Genomic DNA, 15,187 nt, shown 5'->3' on the forward strand with positions numbered 1-15,187 from the left:
TCTTCCGGTCTTGAATAAAACGAATCCCGGCCTGCGGGCGCAGGCCGGAATTCAAGGGTGGCCGCCGGGATGGTGCGGCCGTTCACGCAAACTCAGGCCAGGCTGGTGCTGGCCGCCGGGCGACGGGACAGCAGGCTGACCAGCACGAAGCTGACCAGGCCCACCGCCAGGCTGTAGTAGATCGGGGTGTTGGCGTCGAGGCCATCGATGACCATGAAGGCGAGGACGGTGGCGAAGCCGAGGACCATGCTGGTGATGGCGCCGACGGTGGTGGCGCGCTTCCAGTAGATGGCGCCGATCAGCGGGATGAGCATGCCGCCCACCAGCATGTTGTAGGCCACGGTCAGGGCGCTGATGACGTCGCTGACCACCAGGGCGATGCCGAGCATCACCAGGCCCAGCAGCAGGGTGGCGACGCGGTTCTCGTGCACGTCGCCGTTGCCGCTCTCACGGCCTTTGCGCAGCAGCGGCAGCAGGTCCTGGGTGATGGTGGTGGAGGCGGCCAGCAGGCCGGCGCTGGCGGTGGACATCAGCGCGGCCAGGGCCGCGGCGATGACCAGGCCGCGGATGCCGTTGGGCAGGCTGTGCTCGACGACGCTGGCGAAGGCGTTGTTGACGTTGTCCAGGTCCGGCAGCAGCACCTTGGCGGCCATGCCGATCAGTGCGCCGGCCAGGCCGTAGAGGATGCAGTAGAGGCCGGCGGCGGTGCCGGCCACCTTGGCCACGCCCTCGCTGCGGGCGGTGAACACGCGCTGCCAGATGTCCTGGCCGATGAAGATGCCGAAGAAGTAGATGAGGAAGTAGGTGACGATGGTGTCCCAGCCGATGGCGGTGAAGCCCAGGTAGCTGGCGGGCAGCTTGTCCATCATGGCGCTCCAGCCGCCGGCGTCGCTGATGGACATGGGCATCAGCAGGAACACCAGGCCGATGGTCATGATCAGGAACTGCACGATGTCGGTCAGGGTCAGCGACCACATGCCGCCGATGGTGGAGTAGAGCACCACCACGCCGCCGCCGATGAGGATGGCGACCCAGAAGTGCAGGCCGAACAGCACCTGCATGACGGTGCCGATGGCGATGGTCGAGGTGGCGCCGATCATCAGCGCGTAGACCAGCATGATCAGAGCGCTGGCGTGACGCGCGGCGGGGTTGTAGCGGCGCTCCAGCACCTGGGTGACGGTGTAGATCTTCAGTTTCAGCAGCGGTTTGGCGAGGAACAGGCTGAGGCCGACGATGCCCAGGCCGATGGCGCCGCAGAGCCAGAAACCGGAGATGCCATGGACATAGCCCAGGCGCACGGTGCCGATGGTGGAGGCGCCGCCGAGCACGGTGGCGGCCATGGTGCCGAGGTAGAAGCCCGGCCCCAGGTTGCGCCCGGCCACCAGGTAGTCGTCACGGGTCCTGGCGCGGCGCATGCCGTACCAGCCCAGGGTGAGCATCGCGGCTACGTATAGCAGTACGACGAAGATATCCAAGGCCATTGTTCAGCTCTCTCTTTCTCATTGTTGTAGTTCAGGCGGGTCAGGCCTGGCGTAGCACGTGGCGGGTGCAGCACCGGGGCGGCTGCCCCGGGTTGGGCGAGTCACCGGCGGCCGGGCTCCGGCCACCGCTGCACGGGATGCGGATCAGGCGATTTCAGCGTTGCCCAGGCCGCTGGGGGCGCGCTTTGCGCGTACCCAGCGCGGGCCCTTGGGGCCGTAGACCTCGGCGGCCTCGGGGAACAGGTTGAGCAGCGCCAGGTAGAGGAGGGCGGCCATGCCCAGGGTCACCGGCAGGCTGACGTCGATGCCGCCGGCCAGCTCGCCCAGCGGGCCGACGAACTGCCCCGGCAGGTTGACGAAGCACAGGCCCACCAGCGCGCTGGGAATCCAGGCGCCCATGCCGCGCCAGTTCCAGCCGTTGTGGAACCAGTAGCGGCCGCCGCTCTCGCCACGGGTGAACACCTGCAGGTCGTCCGGGCAGTAGAAGCCGCGGCGGATCACCAGGCCGAGGATCATGATCACCATCCAGGGGCTGGTGCAGGTGATGATCAGCACGGCGAAGGTGGACACGCTCTGCACCAGGTTGAAGGCGAAGCGGCCGATGAAGATGAAGGCGATGGACATCAGCCCGATCATCACCGTGGCCTGCACGCGGTTGAGCAGGCGCGGGAACACCGAGGACATGTCCAGGCCGGTGCCGTACAGCGAGGTGGTGCCGGTGGACATGCCGCCGATCACCGCGATCAGGCACACCGGCAGGAAGAACCAGGTCGGCGAGACGGCCAGCAGGCCGCCGACGTAGTTGTTCTGCGCGATGTAGTCCGGTGCCTGCACGGCGACGATGGTGGCGGTGACCAGGCCGAAGAAGAAGGGGATCAGGGTCGCCAGCTGCGCACCGATCACCGCCAGCATGATGCGGCCCTTGCTCGCCTCGCGGGGGATGTAGCGTGCCCAGTCGCCGAGGAAGGCGCCGAAGGACACGGGGTTGCTCATGGCCAGCAGGGCGGCGCCGATGAAGGCGGCCCAGAAGCCCTCGCTGCCCACCTGCACCGAGCCCGCGTAGCTGGCGTCGAAGGGGCCAGCGAAGGCGAAGATGCCCAGCAGGAACAGCGCACTGGCGCTCCACACCGCGACCTTGTTGACCCACAGCAGGAAGCGGAAGCCGTAGATGCACACCGTCAGCACCAGCACGGCGAACAGGCCGTAGGCCAGGCCCAGTGTCAGGTCGGTTTCCGGCAGGCCCATCAGGCGCTTGGCACCGCCGACCAGTGCATCGCCCGAGCTCCACACCGAGAGGGAGAAGAAGGCGATGGCGGTGAGCAGGGAGAGGAAGGAACCGACGATCCGCCCGTGCACGCCGAAGTGGGCGCCCGAGGAGACCGCGTTGTTGGTGCCGTTGAGCGGGCCGAACAGGCCCATCGGCGCGAGGATCAGCGAGCCCACCACCACGCCCAGGAGGATGGCCCACACGCCCGCCTCGAAGGACAGGCCGAACAGCACCGGGAAGCTGCCCAGCACGGCGGTGGCGAAGGTGTTGGCGCCGCCGAAGATCATGCGGAACAGGTCGACTGGCTTGGCGTTGCGTTCGTGATCGGGGATCTGCTCGACACCGAAGGTTTCGATTCGGGTCAGGCTTTGCTCATTATTGTTGTTATGCATCGTTGTTCTCCCGGGGGAGCCTCATCAGGTTTGGGGCAGGTGCTCCGGCATGGCCGACAAGTGCTCGTGACAGGCCAGCCAACGGCCCTGTTCTTGTTGTTGGCGGAAGACGATGGTCTCCCGTTCCAGGCTCGTGATCGCCTCACCGCCCACACGCAGGCGGGTGATCACTTCGTGCATGAAGATCGCCACCTCGCCCTGCAGGCTCAGCAGCGGATTGCGCGATTCGCAGCCCAGCACGCGGAAACCCTCGCGTTGCCAGGTGTCCCAGAGTTCGCGGTAGGCCGCACGGCCCTGCAGCACACCGGGGGTGGTGTGGAACAGGAAACTGGCGTCCTCGCTGAAGGCGGCGAAATAGGCTTCGGTGTCGTTGCGGGCGAAGGCGGCCACCAGTTCCCTGGCGGCCTCCATGACCTGGGCGTGGCGGTCCATGCTCAGCGGTGCTCCACGCCGGGGAGGATGCAGAGCATCTCGTACAGCAGGTTGGCGCCCAGCAGGGAGGTGTTGCCGGTGGTGTCGTAGGGCGGGGAGACCTCGACCAGGTCGCAGCCGATGATGTCCAGGCCCTGGCAGCCACGGATGATCTCGATCGCCTGGATGGTGGTCAGACCGCCGATTTCCGGGGTGCCGGTGCCGGGCGCCCAGGCCGGGTCGATGCCGTCGATGTCGAACGACAGGTACACCGGGCCGCCGCCGACCTTCTCGCGCACTTCGGCCATCAGCGGGGCCAGCGACTTGTGCCAGCACTCCTCGGCCTGGACCACGCGGAAGCCCTGCTTGCGGCTCCAGTTGAAGTCCTCGGCGGTGTAGCCCTGGGCGCGCAGGCCGATCTGCACCACGCGGTCGCAATCGAGCAGGTCTTCTTCCACCGCGCGGCGGAAGGTGGTGCCGTGGGCGATCTTCTCGCCGAACATGTGGTCGTTGACGTCGGCGTGGGCATCGATGTGCACCAGGCCCACCTTGCCGTGCTTCTTCTTGATGGCACGGAGGATGGGCAGGGTGATGGTGTGGTCGCCGCCCAGGGTCAGCGGCAGGATGCCGTGGCCGAGGATGCGGTCGTATTCCTCCTCGATGATGCGCACGGCGTCGAGCAGGTTGAAGGTGTTGATGGCGACGTCGCCGATGTCGGCCACGTTCAGCGAGTCGAAGGGTGCGGCGCCGGTGGCCATGTTGTAGGGGCGGATCATCACCGACTCGGCGCGGATCTCGCGGGGGCCGAAGCGGGTGCCGGAGCGCAGGGAGGTGCCGATGTCCAGGGGCACGCCGACGAAGGCGGCGTCCAGGGCGTCGAGCTCGGCAGGGGTCTGGATATGGGGCAGGCGAAGCATGGTGGCGATGCCGCCGAAACGGGGCATTTCATTGCCGCCCAGGGGCTGGTGGAGTTTCTTGTCCACGGGGTGGCCTCACGTTTGTTGTGGTTGTCGTGGGCCGATTCTGGTGACCTGGCGACGCGGGAAGAATCCCCACGGGCAAATAATCACTTCAGGTATTTCTAAACTATCCGCAGTGGGTAGACTGCGCCGATCTGTCGCAGCTGGAAGCTCCCTGTAGGGGCGAATTCATTCGCCTAGGGTCGCGAAGCGGCCCCAGTCGGGGCTTTTGGAGGACAGGCCGGTGGCCTGCATGGCGAATGAATTCGCCCCTACAGATTTGTGCTGCCTTTCGAATCCCATGGAGTTTCCATGTCCAACACCCTCCCCGATATCAAGCTCCTGCGCATCTTCGCCACGGTGGTGCGCAACCAGGGCTTCGCCGCTGCCCAGCAGGAGTTGAACCTCTCCACCTCGGCCATCAGCACCTACATGAGCCAGCTGGAAGCGCACCTGGGGCTGACCCTCTGCCACCGCGGCCGGGGCGGCTTCAGCCTCACCAGCAAGGGCGAGCTGTTCTACCAGGAGACCCTGCGCCTGCTCGGCGAGCTGGAGGGCTTCGAGCGCTATTCCGCCTCCCTCAAGGGCGAGCTGCGCGGCACCCTCAACCTCGGCGTGCTCGATTCCACCGTCAGCGACCCGGCCCTGCCCCTGGCCGAGGTCATCGGCGCCTACAGCCGGGAACACGCCGGCGTGCACCTGCACCTTTCGGTGATGAGCCCCTACGACCTGCAGCTGGGCGTGCTCGACAACCGCCTGGACCTGGCCATCGGCGCCTTCTCCACGCGCATGAACGGCCTGGTCTACCAACCGCTGTACCGCGAACAGCACTGGCTCTACTGCAGCGACCGCCACCCGCTGTTCACCGAGCGGCGCATCCCCGCCGAGGTGATCACCCAGCAGCGCATGGTCGGGCGCGGCTACTGGAGCCAGGCGGAGCTGGCGCGCCACGGCTTCAAGCACAGCGCGGCGACGGTGGAGTCCATGGAGGCGCAGCTGATCCTGGTGCTCTCCGGCGCCTACATCGGCTACCTGCCCGAGCACTACGCCCAGCCCTGGGTCGACCAGCAGCGCCTGCGGGGCCTGCTGCCGGCCACCTTCGGCTACCAGGCGCCGTTCTCGATGATCCTGCGCCGGGGCCGTGCCCGCGAGCCGCTGATCGTCACCTTCCGCGACCTGCTGCGGGCCCAGTTGAACCTGCACTGAGCTGCCGCTTCGCTGGCATTTCCCTGACGCTCGCGGGGCGCCTGATCCGTTGATGCCAAAATAATGGCTGGCGCCTCTGGCGGCCTTGCAACCCTGTGCTAGACCTAATTTCTGTGAGTCAGGAAGTACACACGTACCTATCACCAGGGATTTGCGCATGCGCCAGAATCTACCCGTCACCCAGCGTGAAAGAACCTTCCCGGCCAGCGAACGCCTGATCTCGACCACCGACCTCAGCAGCAAGATCACCTACTGCAACGACGCCTTCGTCGAGATCAGCGGCTTCTCCCGCGAGGAGCTGGTCGGCCAGCCGCACAACCTGGTGCGCCACCCCGACATGCCGCCCGCCGTCTTCGGCCACATGTGGGACACCCTCAAGCAGGGCAAGCCCTGGATGGGCCTGGTGAAGAACCGCTCCAAGAACGGCGACTTCTACTGGGTCAGCGCCTATGTCACCCCGGTGTACGAGAACGGCCAGATGGTCGGCTACGAGTCCGTGCGCTCGCTGCCCACCCGCGAGCAGGTGCAGCGCGCCGACGCCCTCTACGCGCGCCTGCGGGCCGGCAAGGCGCCGGTGCCCTGGATCGAGTACTGGACCTACGATCTGGTCCGTTCCTGGCCGGTGATCCTCGCCACCCTGGTGATCCTCGGCGGTCACCTGCTCATTGGCGGTCCGGCGCTCGTGGGCCTGATGCTGGTGACCATGTTCGCCCTCGGCTCCTACCAGCTCTACAGCAAGCGGCAGACCATCCGCCGCACCCTGGCCGAGCATCCCAAGGCCTTCACCAGCGGCCTGGTATCGCTGACCTATTCCAGCAACAAGGGTGCGCAGGCGCTGCTCGACATGGCCATGATCAGCGAGGAGGCGCGCCTGCAGACGGCCCTCACGCGGCTGGAGGATGCCGGCATCAACGTCAAGTTACGGGCCTCGGACTCCTCCCGGCTGTCACGCTCCAGCGCCGAGTTGCTGGAGCAGCAGCGCTCCGAGACCGACCAGTCCGCCACCGCCATCAACCAGATGGCGGCGACCATCCAGGAGGTCTCGCACAACGTGCAGAACACCGCCCATGCCGCCGAGGAGGCCGACCGCCTGGCGCAGCAGGGGCGCGGCCTGGCCGGGGATAGCCTGAGCGCCATGCAGCACATGGCCAGTGCGGTGAGCGAGATCGGCCAGGCGGTGAACGAGCTGGCCAACTCCACCCAGTCCATCGGCAGCGTGGCCGACGTCATCACCTCCATCGCCGAGCAGACCAACCTGCTGGCGCTCAACGCCGCCATCGAAGCGGCCCGGGCCGGCGAGCAGGGCCGGGGCTTCGCGGTGGTGGCCGACGAGGTGCGCTCGCTGGCCTCGCGCACCCGCCAGTCCACCGAGCAGATCCACCAGATCATTGCCTCGCTGCGCTCCGGTGCCGACCGCGCGGTGGCTACCGCCAACCGGGGCGAGGAAATTTCCCGTGACAGCGTCGGCAGCGTCGAGGCTGTCGGCAAGGCGCTCGATGGCATCAGCCAGGCGGTGACGCGCATCACCGGCATGAGCCAGCAGATGGCCGCCGCGTCCGAACAACAGAGCCACGTGGCCGACGACATCAGCCGGCAGATCACCCGCATCGCCCAGCTCTCCGACCACAGCGCCGGGCAGGCCCAGGAAGGCGCGCAGATCAGCCAGGACCTCGAGCACATGGCCGAGTACCTGCACAGCCTGGCGGAACGCTTCAACCGCTAGCGACCGAGCATGGGCGGGCGGAGCCACGCAGGAGGGCGCGGTTCCCGGGGCAGGGATGCCCCACTTTCCCGAACCCCGTCCCCGTGTCCGTAGGATGGGGCGGGCGGCGTTCCGCGAGCTCTGCGAAACCCATCAGTGCGAAGCTCCATGCATGACGATATGCCGAACTCGACTCCTGATCTTGCGTAGGATGGGTAGAGCTCCGCGAAACCCATCAACGCGGCGTTTCAGGCATCACAACGTGCCGCGCTCGACGCCGCCCGGTGGAGGTAAAAAGCGACCTCCACCCTACGCAGCGGTCATGCCCTTCGCGATCTTGTGGGCGCTAGTTCATTCGCGAAAATGCCCCGCGCCGCGCCCAGGTTCCATGGCAAAATCCCCGCCCATGTCCCGCCCCCAATGCCCCCGCTGCCAACGCCCCGCCAGCCATTGCCTGTGCCCGCTGATCCCCAGCCTGCCCAGCCGTACCCGCGTGCTCGTCCTGCAGCACCCGAGCGAGGTGGGGCATGCGCTGAACACCGCACGGCTGGCAGCGCTGGGTCTGGAGAACGCTGAGCTGCGGGTGGGTGAGCATTTCCCTGAGCTGGCGGCCGAACTGGCCGACCCGCGCCATGACGCGCGGCTGCTGTTCCCGGGGAGGAGGCCGTGTCGCTGGCGGAGCTGGACGGCAGCGCCGGGCGCCCCGTGCTGCTGGTGGTGCCCGACGGCACCTGGCGCAAGGCGCGCAAGCTGTTGCACCTCAATCCCGCCCTGGCGGCCTTGCCCCGGGTCACGCTGCCGGCCGGCGGCGTCTCCCGCTACCGCCTGCGCAAGGCCCCGGCACCGGGGGCGCTGTCCACCGTCGAGGCCATCGCCCAGGCGCTGGACCTGCTGGAAGCACCGGCCAGCTTCGATGCCTTGCTCAAGCCTTTCGAAGCGTTGATCGACGGCCAGATCGCCGCCATGGGCGAGGAGACCTTCCAGCGCAACCACGGCCAGCCTCAGGCCGGTTCCCCCTCGCGAGAGAAGCCGTAGGCGCGCTCCACCCGGGCGATGCGCACCTCGAAGGCGCTGTACCAATCCGCCCGGCCCCGGGCACGCGCCAGGCTGTGTTCGCCCTGGCGCTTCCAGGCGAGGATCGCCGCCTCGCTCTCCCAGTAGGAAACGGTGATGCCCAGCCCATCCGTACCCCGCGCCGACTCCACGCCGAGGAAGCCCGGCTGCGTGCGCGCCAGGTCCACCATGCTCTCGGCGGTGTCGCCGTAGCCGTCGTCCGTGTCGGTGCGCAGCGAGGTGAAGATCACCGCGTAGTAGGGCGCCGCCGGCGTCTGGGCGAACGCCTGCCCGTCGCCGCCGCTCATTGGGCGCAGGCCGCGACGAAGGCCGCCACCAGCGCGGGCAGGCGACCGGCGAGGGCGGCACGTTCCGGCTGGAACAGCGTGGCGACGAAGAAGGGATGGCCTTCCAGCTCCACGGCACGCACCTCGCCGCTGGCATCCCGCGCGCTGGCTTTCAGCGGCCCGCCCAGCAGCGCCGCGGCGAACTGCGGGTTGAGCCCGTAGCGGCAGTGGTAGCCCTCGAAGGCCAGCTCCGCACCGTAGGCCCGGGCGATGCGCGAGCCGGGTTCCAGGCGCACCGAATCGATGGCCTCCACCAGCGAGCACGACAGCGGCGCGATCACCTGGCGGGCGGCCTCGGGCGCGCTCTCGCCGTGCTCGGCATCGGCCCAGCCCAGCACATTGCGCGCGTACTCCAGCAACGCATGCTGGAAGCCGCCGCAGGTGCCGAGGAAGGGCACGCCCTCGAGCCGGGCATGGCCGATGGCACGCAGCGCTGCTTCGGTGTCGCGGTAGGGGCTGCCCGGCACGCACCAGAGGCCGTCGAAACCGGCGAGGGTGGCCGTGTCGAGGGCATCGGTGGCCAGCCAGGTGGGCGCCAGGCCGATGTCCAGCGCCGAAGCGGCCAGGGACAGCGCCTCGGGAATGGCCTGGTGGGCGGTGATTTCGGGGTTGCGGTCGCCGATCAGGGCGATGCGCAGGCGGGTGGCGCGGGGAGGGTGGAAGCCATGTCCGTTCCTTGTCTGCGACGCGATATGCGCGGTGGCAGACGGACTATATAGTTGCGTCCTGGCACTCAATATTGGCGAAAACACAATTGATCATTGCAGCTGCGCACTATCGACTGGAGCACGGCGACCTGGCCCTGGTGCTCGCCCTGGTCCGGGGCGGCAGCCTGGCGCGGGCCGCCGAACTGCTCAAGGTGGACGTCTCCACGGTGTTCCGCGCGGTGCGCAGGCTGGAGAAGGCCCTGGGCGAGGAACTGTTCGAGAAGAGCCGCGCCGGCTACCTGCCCGGCAGCACCGCGCTGCTCCTGGCCCAGCAGGCGGAACAGGCCGAGCAGGCCCTGGAGGCGGCACGGGTGGCCCTGGAGCAGGGCCGCGAGGTGCTCAACGGCACCGTGCGCCTGACCTGCACCGACTCGGTGTTGCACGGCCTGCTGCTGCCGGCCCTGGCGCGCTTCATGCCCAACTACCCGGCGCTGCACCTGGAGCTGGCCACCTCCAACGACTTCGCCAACCTCAGCCGCCGCGATGCCGACATCGCCCTGCGCCTGACCAATGCGCCGCCGCAACACCTGGTCGGCCGCTGCCTGGGCCAGGTCGCCTACGGTCTGTGCGCCAGCCCGGCCTACCTGCAAGGGCGCGACGCCAGCGACCTGGCCGCCATGGCCTGGATCGCCCCGGACGAATTCCTGCCCAACCACCCCAGCGTGGTCTGGCGCCGCCAGCGCTACCCGGCGCTGGTGCCGGCCTACCGCTGCAACAGCATGCTCTCGGTCGCCGAAATGGCCCGTGCCGGGCTCGGCGTGGCGGCCCTGCCACGCTTCCTCATCGGCGACGGGCTGCAGGCGCTGGAGGGCGAACTGCCGGATTGCGACACCGCCCTGTGGCTGCTGACCCGTCCGGATTGCCGCGCCCTGCGCTCGGTGGTGACGCTGTTCGACGAGCTGGGCGGCGCCATCCGCCTGGGTCCCTGAAGGCCGGGTTCAGATACCCCATTGCGACAGCCGCAGGCTGTCCCCCAACTGGTGCGGCTGCAGCCGTGCGGGGCGACGCTGGAGGATTTCCAGCAACTGCTGCAGGCCGTCCCCCAGACGCTGACGCAGATCGTCGGCGAGGGTGCCGCCCTGGTTGTCGTAGCTGACCTGGGCGTCGATGGCGAAGATGCCGTGCAGCACCTGCTGCGCCTTGAGCGCCGAGAGCACCGGCTTCAGCGCATAGTCCACCGCGAGCATATGGGCCAGGCTGCCGCCGCTGGCGATGGGCAGCACCGGCTTGTCGCACAGGGCACGCTCCGGCAGCAGGTCGAGCAGGGTCTTCAGGGCGCCGGAGAAGGACGCCTTGTACACCGGCGTGGCGATCACCAGGGCGTCTGCCGCAGCCACCGCCTCGATCAGCGCCTGCACGTCCGGGCTGTCGAAGCGCGCGTGGAGCAGGTCCTCGGCCTTGAAGTCGTGGATGCCGAAATGGCGCACGCTGGCGCCGTGCTCCACCAGCCAGCGCTGGCCGTGGGCGAGGATCACGCCGGAGCGTGAGCGCAGGCCGGGGCTGCCGGCGAGGGTGACGATCCGCATGCTGCGCTCCTCAGGCCGCCTGGCCGGTGGCGGGGGTGTCGTGGCCGGTCAGCTCGGTGAGCAGTTCTTCCTTGAGCGTCTGCAGCAGCGGCGAGGCGCGGTCGCGCGGGTGCGGCAGGTTGACCCGGATCTCGTGCCTGATGCGCCCCGGGTGCGAGTCGAGGACGATCACCCGGTCGCCCAGGTAGAGCGCCTCCTCGACGTCGTGGGTGACCATGATCATGGTGCTGCGCTGCTGGATCCAGATGCGTTGCAGCTCGCGCTGCAGGTGCACGCGGGTGAGGGCGTCGAGGGCCCCCAGGGGCTCGTCGAGCAGCAGCACCTTGGGCTTGTTCACCAGCGCCCGGGCGATGGCCGCGCGTTGTGCCATGCCGCCGGAAAGCTGGTGCGGCCAGGCGTTCTCGAAGCCCTGCAGGTTGACCAGGGCGATGTGCTCGGCCACCAGGCGCTCCTTCTCGGCGGCGCTGAGGCGGTGGTTCTTCAGGGCCAGGGCGATGTTCTCGCGCACGGTCATCCAGGGGAACAGGCGGTGGTCCTGGAACACGATGCCGCGCTCCAGGCTGGTGGCGGCGATGCGCTGGCCGTCGAGGAGGATCTCGCCCTGGTAGTCGTTCTCCAGGCCGACGATCAGCCGCAGCAGGGTGGATTTGCCGCAGCCGCTGGCGCCGACGATGCTGACGAACTCGCCGGGGGCGACCTTCAGGTCGATGCCTTCGAGCACCGGCAGGTCGCGGCCCTCAATGCGGTACTGCTTGCTCAGGCCGCGGATCTCCAGGGCGCCGGGGAGGGTCTGTTGCTGCCCCGTGGGGGCGTGCTGTGCGAGTGCTGTCATGGTCATCAACCTGCGTTCAACGGGTGTTGCGCCAGCGCAGCAGATAGCGCGCCAGGCGGGAAAAGGTGAGGTTCATCAGGTAGCCGAGCAGGCCGATGCAGAGCACCGCGAGGACGATCACTTCCATGCGCGAGCCAGCTTCGGCGCTCATCATCAGGTTGCCCAGGCCGGCCCCGGAGGAGAGGAACAGCTCGCTGCCCACCGCCGTCACCCAGGCGAAGGCCAGGGCGTGCAGCAGGCCGTTGGCGATGCTTGGCAGCGCGGCGGGCAGCAGCACGTGGCGGAACTGCTGCAAGGGGCCCAGCTCGAAGACCCGGCCCACCTCGCGGTAGCGCTTCTCCACCTGGGTGAAACCCTCGTAGGTGTTGAGCACCATCGGGTAGAAGGCGGCGAGGGAGACGATCAACACCTTGGAGAATTCGCCATTGCCGAACCACATGGCGATCAGCGGGATCCAGCCCAGCATCGGCACCTGGCGGATGGAGTGGAACAGCGGGCCGATGACCCGGTCGGCCACCTTCGACAGCGCCATCAGCACACCCAGGCCCAGGCCGAACAGCACGCCGAACAACAGCCCGCCGCTGGTGCGCGCCAGGCTGGCGAAGAGATTGACCAGCAGCTCGCCGTTGCCCAGCAGCTCCACCAGCGCCTGGCCGATGCGGCTCAGCGGGACGAAGGCATAAGCGTTGGCGGCGTCCTGGCGCGACAGGGCTTCCCAGCCGGCCACCAGGGCCAGCGGCAGCACCAGGCCACGCAGGCGCGGCAGCCATGAAAGGATTCGGGACATGGGCATCTCCTAGCGCGACTGCCAGCGGAACAGGCGACGTTCCAGCAGGCGGAAAACGAAATCGAGGCTGAAGCCGATCACCCCGGTGACCAGCACGCCGACCATCACCACATCGATGCGCAGCATCTGCCGGCCCATCTCGATCATCTGCCCCAGGCCGCTGTCGGCGGCCAGCAGCTCGGCGGCCACCAGCACCACCCAGGCGCGGGTCAGGCTGATGCGCAGGCCGGTGATGATCGGTGGCGCGGCAGCGGGGAAGGCCACCTCGCGCACCAGGGTCGGCCAGCTCAGGCGATACACGTCGGCCACCTCGAAGTAGCTGCGCGGGATGGCCTTCACCCCCTCGCTGGCGGCCAGGGCCACCGGGAAGAACGCCGCCTTGGCGACGATGACGATCTTGAAGGTCTCCTCGATGCCGAAGAACAGCACGAACATCGGGATCAGGGCGATGCTGGGAATCTGCCGCAGGCAATGGAACAGCGGGCCGCAATAGGCCTCCACCTGTTTCGACAGTGCCATCAGCACGCCGAAGGCCAGGCCGCCAGCGGCGCCGAAGCAGAAGCCCAGGCCCAGGCGCGACAGGCTGCCGCCCAGGTGCTCCTGCAGCTCGCCGCTCTGCAGCAGTTCCTCGAAGGCCTGCAGCACGTGCAGCGGCGGGATCAGCAACTGACGCGGGAACAGGCCGGCGTCGGCCACCAGGGCCCAGAGCGCGAGCAGCGCCAGGGGCGAGATCAGCCAGGTGAGCGCACCTGGCAGGCGTTTCAGGGTCGCGGTCATGTCAGGCCTCATTCAACAGCGAGGGGCGTTGGCCGGCGTGCGGCGCCGGGCGCGCAACCAGCAGGCGAGGGCGGTGGCCAGCACCAGGGGAATCCAGCCGAGGAACAGGTTGCCGAGCCCCACCAGGTGGCTGACCAGCCCGCCGAGCATGGCGCCGCCGAAGCCGCCGAGCATGGTGGCGAGGTTGAACAGGCCGGAGATCTTGCTCTTGTCCATGGCGTGGCTGGCCAGCTGCGCCATGTTCACCAGGTGCACCTGGGCCGCCGCGATGCTCAGCAGCACCGCGCCCAGGGCCAGCAGCCAGTAGTGGTGGGCCAGCCCCAGCAGGACCAGCGCCGCCACCGCCGCCAGCAGGCTGGAGCCATAGGCGAAGGCGCGGCCGCCGAGCTGCACCAGGCGGCCGAGGCCGAACAGTGCGAGCACCGAGGCCAGCCCCTGGACCATCACCAGGCTCACCGCCTGGCCCTGGGTCAGCCCGGCCACCTGCATGGCCAGCAACAGGATGAAGGTGCCGTAGAGGGAGCCGGTGGAGGCGCTGACCGCCTCGATCAGGCAGCTCTCGCTGATCGCCGGGTTGGCCAGCATGCCGCGCACCTCGTCCAGCAGCCCGCCACCGGGTGCGCTGGCGGCGCTCTCGTCGCCGCCGGCCTCGTTCCAGAAGCCCAGGCTGTAGGCGGCCATGGCGCCGAAGCACAGGCCGATCACCACGAAGCCCAGGGTGAAGCTGCCGGTGCCACTCAGGGCATTGCCCAGCAGCGGGCCGATCAGCCCCATGCCCAGGGTCAGCGCACCGCGGTACCAGCCGGCCTTGGCGTGGCCGATATGGCGCAGCTGGCGGAGGAAGGCGCTGTTCATCGAAACGATGCGGAAGGGGATGCACAGGCCGATCAGCAGCCGAGCCAGCGCCAGCCACCACCAACTGGCGAACACCGGGATCAGCAGGTTCAGCAGCATCGGCCCGAGGCTGGCGAGGAAGTACACCCGCCGCGCGCCGAAGCGGGCGATGACGAAGCCGGCGGGCAGGGTGACGAAGATCATCCCCAGGGACTCCATGGCGGCGATCACGCCGATCTGCATGGAGTTGGCACCCAGCTCCAGCGCATAGAGGGTGGTGACGATCTTGGCCATGCCGATGGTGGCGCCACTGAAGGCGGCCAGCAGCAGGAAATTGAACAGGAAGGCGGACTGGCGCTGGCTCATGGTCGCGCCCCGCATGGCGGGAGCGATGCCGTGAAGAGCGAGGGTGGAACAGGTATCGGCTGCATGGGTGGAGTCCTGGGCGAACAGCTGGCAGTCGGTAGCGCAAGGCGCATCGACCGCATGGGCCAGGTGACATAGCAGCATGCGTGCCGCTTTTTGATTTCAATTCAAGCCATTGAATTAAAAGGGATTTATTTTGATGGGCGGCGCGATTGCGGATGCCGTGCTGCAAGGCCAGCAGCCCGGTGCTTGCATGGTGTTGCTGGGGCAGCAGTGCAGCGACAGGGTGTTTTTCCGGTGGCGCGGCGCGGTTTATGGGGGGAACTGTGTGGGAGCGAATTCATTCGCGATGCTTTTCGCGGTTGAAACCGCTCCCACAGGAGTAGGGTGGACCCCGCTTTATCGGTCCACCAATCGGGGTCATGCCGGGCTCCGCTGGTGGATGAAAAAAGCGTCATCCACCCTACAAGGGGCAACCGCAAGGCCTCGGGATGGGAGGGCTTTTTATGTAGGGTGGGCTTCAGCCCACCAACCCCCCCC

The 15,187-nt window shown here is 68.2% G+C and carries 14 protein-coding genes and 2 pseudogenes; 5 read left to right on the forward strand and 11 right to left on the reverse strand.

The genetic code is table 11. The features are described from left to right. Positions 1-92: 92 nt before the first annotated feature. The 4 genes from PSm6_RS20515 to speB all read right to left on the reverse strand — a co-directional run bounded on the left by PSm6_RS20515 (position 93) and on the right by speB (position 4,534). Positions 93-1,481 carry a sodium:solute symporter family protein gene (locus PSm6_RS20515; protein WP_021222820.1) on the reverse strand — a complete coding sequence of 463 codons (1,389 nt, stop codon included), beginning with the start codon at positions 1,479-1,481 and terminating at the stop codon, positions 93-95. A 144-nt stretch (positions 1,482-1,625) separates the two neighbouring features. Continuing rightward, positions 1,626-3,140, reverse strand: a complete 1,515-nt coding sequence (locus tag PSm6_RS20520) for a purine-cytosine permease family protein (protein ID WP_265168085.1) — start codon at positions 3,138-3,140, stop codon at positions 1,626-1,628. Positions 3,141-3,164: 24 nt separating this feature from the next. Then, positions 3,165-3,572, reverse strand: a complete 408-nt coding sequence (locus PSm6_RS20525) for a YybH family protein (protein WP_371876956.1) — start codon at positions 3,570-3,572, stop codon at positions 3,165-3,167. A 2-nt stretch (positions 3,573-3,574) separates the two neighbouring features. Then, positions 3,575-4,534, reverse strand: a complete 960-nt coding sequence (gene speB / locus PSm6_RS20530) for an agmatinase (RefSeq protein WP_021222817.1) — start codon at positions 4,532-4,534, stop codon at positions 3,575-3,577. 288 nt (positions 4,535-4,822) lie between these two features. Here speB and PSm6_RS20535 point away from each other — a divergent pair, with 288 nt between their 5' ends. From PSm6_RS20535 to PSm6_RS20545, 4 genes and pseudogenes are all read left to right on the forward strand, one after another. Next, the gene (locus tag PSm6_RS20535) at positions 4,823-5,716 is read left to right on the forward strand and encodes a LysR family transcriptional regulator (protein ID WP_265168086.1); all 894 of its coding nucleotides are present in this window, start codon (positions 4,823-4,825) and stop codon (positions 5,714-5,716) included. A gap of 157 nt (positions 5,717-5,873) precedes the next feature. Further along, positions 5,874-6,158, forward strand: a pseudogene (locus PSm6_RS30555) (PAS domain-containing protein); the annotation flags it as partial. A gap of 249 nt (positions 6,159-6,407) precedes the next feature. Next, a complete protein-coding gene (locus tag PSm6_RS20540; RefSeq protein ID WP_371877140.1) occupies positions 6,408-7,439 on the forward strand; it encodes a methyl-accepting chemotaxis protein in 1,032 nt (343 codons plus the stop codon). 385 nt (positions 7,440-7,824) lie between these two features. Then, a pseudogene (locus PSm6_RS20545) lies at positions 7,825-8,453 on the forward strand (tRNA-uridine aminocarboxypropyltransferase). Here PSm6_RS20545 and PSm6_RS20550 read toward each other — a convergent pair. Continuing rightward, the gene (locus PSm6_RS20550; protein WP_265168087.1) at positions 8,420-8,779 is read right to left on the reverse strand and encodes an antibiotic biosynthesis monooxygenase family protein; all 360 of its coding nucleotides are present in this window, start codon (positions 8,777-8,779) and stop codon (positions 8,420-8,422) included. The pseudogene PSm6_RS20545 and the gene PSm6_RS20550 sit on opposite strands and share 34 nt — an antisense overlap. Further along, on the reverse strand, positions 8,776-9,456 hold the full coding sequence (locus PSm6_RS20555) for a CTP synthase C-terminal region-related (seleno)protein (RefSeq protein WP_371877141.1): 681 nt from the start codon (positions 9,454-9,456) through the stop codon (positions 8,776-8,778). Before PSm6_RS20555 ends, PSm6_RS20550 begins: the two co-directional genes overlap by 4 nt. Positions 9,457-9,572: 116 nt before the next feature. Between PSm6_RS20555 and PSm6_RS20560 the strand changes: the two genes are divergently transcribed. Next, a complete protein-coding gene (locus tag PSm6_RS20560; RefSeq protein WP_265168088.1) occupies positions 9,573-10,454 on the forward strand; it encodes a LysR substrate-binding domain-containing protein in 882 nt (293 codons plus the stop codon). A gap of 9 nt (positions 10,455-10,463) precedes the next feature. Here PSm6_RS20560 and ssuE read toward each other — a convergent pair whose 3' ends face one another. From ssuE to PSm6_RS20585, 5 genes are read right to left on the reverse strand one after another with little or no spacing between them, the layout of a single operon-like run. Beyond that, entirely contained in the window at positions 10,464-11,051 is a 588-nt protein-coding gene (gene ssuE, locus PSm6_RS20565) for an NADPH-dependent FMN reductase (protein ID WP_265168090.1), read from the reverse strand. Positions 11,052-11,061: 10 nt separating this feature from the next. Then, on the reverse strand, positions 11,062-11,883 hold the full coding sequence (locus PSm6_RS20570) for an ABC transporter ATP-binding protein (protein ID WP_265168091.1): 822 nt from the start codon (positions 11,881-11,883) through the stop codon (positions 11,062-11,064). Between the two features lie 16 nt (positions 11,884-11,899). After that, a complete protein-coding gene (locus PSm6_RS20575) occupies positions 11,900-12,670 on the reverse strand; it encodes an ABC transporter permease (protein WP_265168092.1) in 771 nt (256 codons plus the stop codon). Positions 12,671-12,679: 9 nt separating this feature from the next. Next, positions 12,680-13,447, reverse strand: coding sequence for an ABC transporter permease (locus PSm6_RS20580; protein ID WP_265168093.1), 768 nt, complete (start codon positions 13,445-13,447; stop codon positions 12,680-12,682). 12 nt (positions 13,448-13,459) lie between these two features. Next, the gene (locus PSm6_RS20585) at positions 13,460-14,791 is read right to left on the reverse strand and encodes an MFS transporter (RefSeq protein WP_265168094.1); all 1,332 of its coding nucleotides are present in this window, start codon (positions 14,789-14,791) and stop codon (positions 13,460-13,462) included. Positions 14,792-15,187: the final 396 nt, after the last annotated feature.

Source organism: Pseudomonas solani (genome assembly GCF_026072635.1).
Lineage (GTDB): Bacteria > Pseudomonadota > Gammaproteobacteria > Pseudomonadales > Pseudomonadaceae > Metapseudomonas > Metapseudomonas solani.

Coding starts and splice junctions, on each gene's coding strand:
- PSm6_RS20515 (WP_021222820.1), bottom strand. CDS start 1,481: ATGGCCTTGGATATCTTCGTCGTACTGCTATACGTAGCCGCGATGCTC.
- PSm6_RS20520 (WP_265168085.1), bottom strand. CDS start 3,140: ATGCATAACAACAATAATGAGCAAAGCCTGACCCGAATCGAAACCTTC.
- PSm6_RS20525 (WP_371876956.1), bottom strand. CDS start 3,572: ATGGACCGCCACGCCCAGGTCATGGAGGCCGCCAGGGAACTGGTGGCC.
- PSm6_RS20535 (WP_265168086.1), top strand. CDS start 4,823: ATGTCCAACACCCTCCCCGATATCAAGCTCCTGCGCATCTTCGCCACG.
- PSm6_RS20540 (WP_371877140.1), top strand. CDS start 6,408: ATGCTGGTGACCATGTTCGCCCTCGGCTCCTACCAGCTCTACAGCAAG.
- PSm6_RS20550 (WP_265168087.1), bottom strand. CDS start 8,779: ATGAGCGGCGGCGACGGGCAGGCGTTCGCCCAGACGCCGGCGGCGCCC.
- ssuE (WP_265168090.1), bottom strand. CDS start 11,051: ATGCGGATCGTCACCCTCGCCGGCAGCCCCGGCCTGCGCTCACGCTCC.
- PSm6_RS20570 (WP_265168091.1), bottom strand. CDS start 11,883: ATGACAGCACTCGCACAGCACGCCCCCACGGGGCAGCAACAGACCCTC.
- PSm6_RS20575 (WP_265168092.1), bottom strand. CDS start 12,670: ATGTCCCGAATCCTTTCATGGCTGCCGCGCCTGCGTGGCCTGGTGCTG.
- PSm6_RS20580 (WP_265168093.1), bottom strand. CDS start 13,447: ATGACCGCGACCCTGAAACGCCTGCCAGGTGCGCTCACCTGGCTGATC.
- PSm6_RS20585 (WP_265168094.1), bottom strand. CDS start 14,791: ATGCTGCTATGTCACCTGGCCCATGCGGTCGATGCGCCTTGCGCTACC.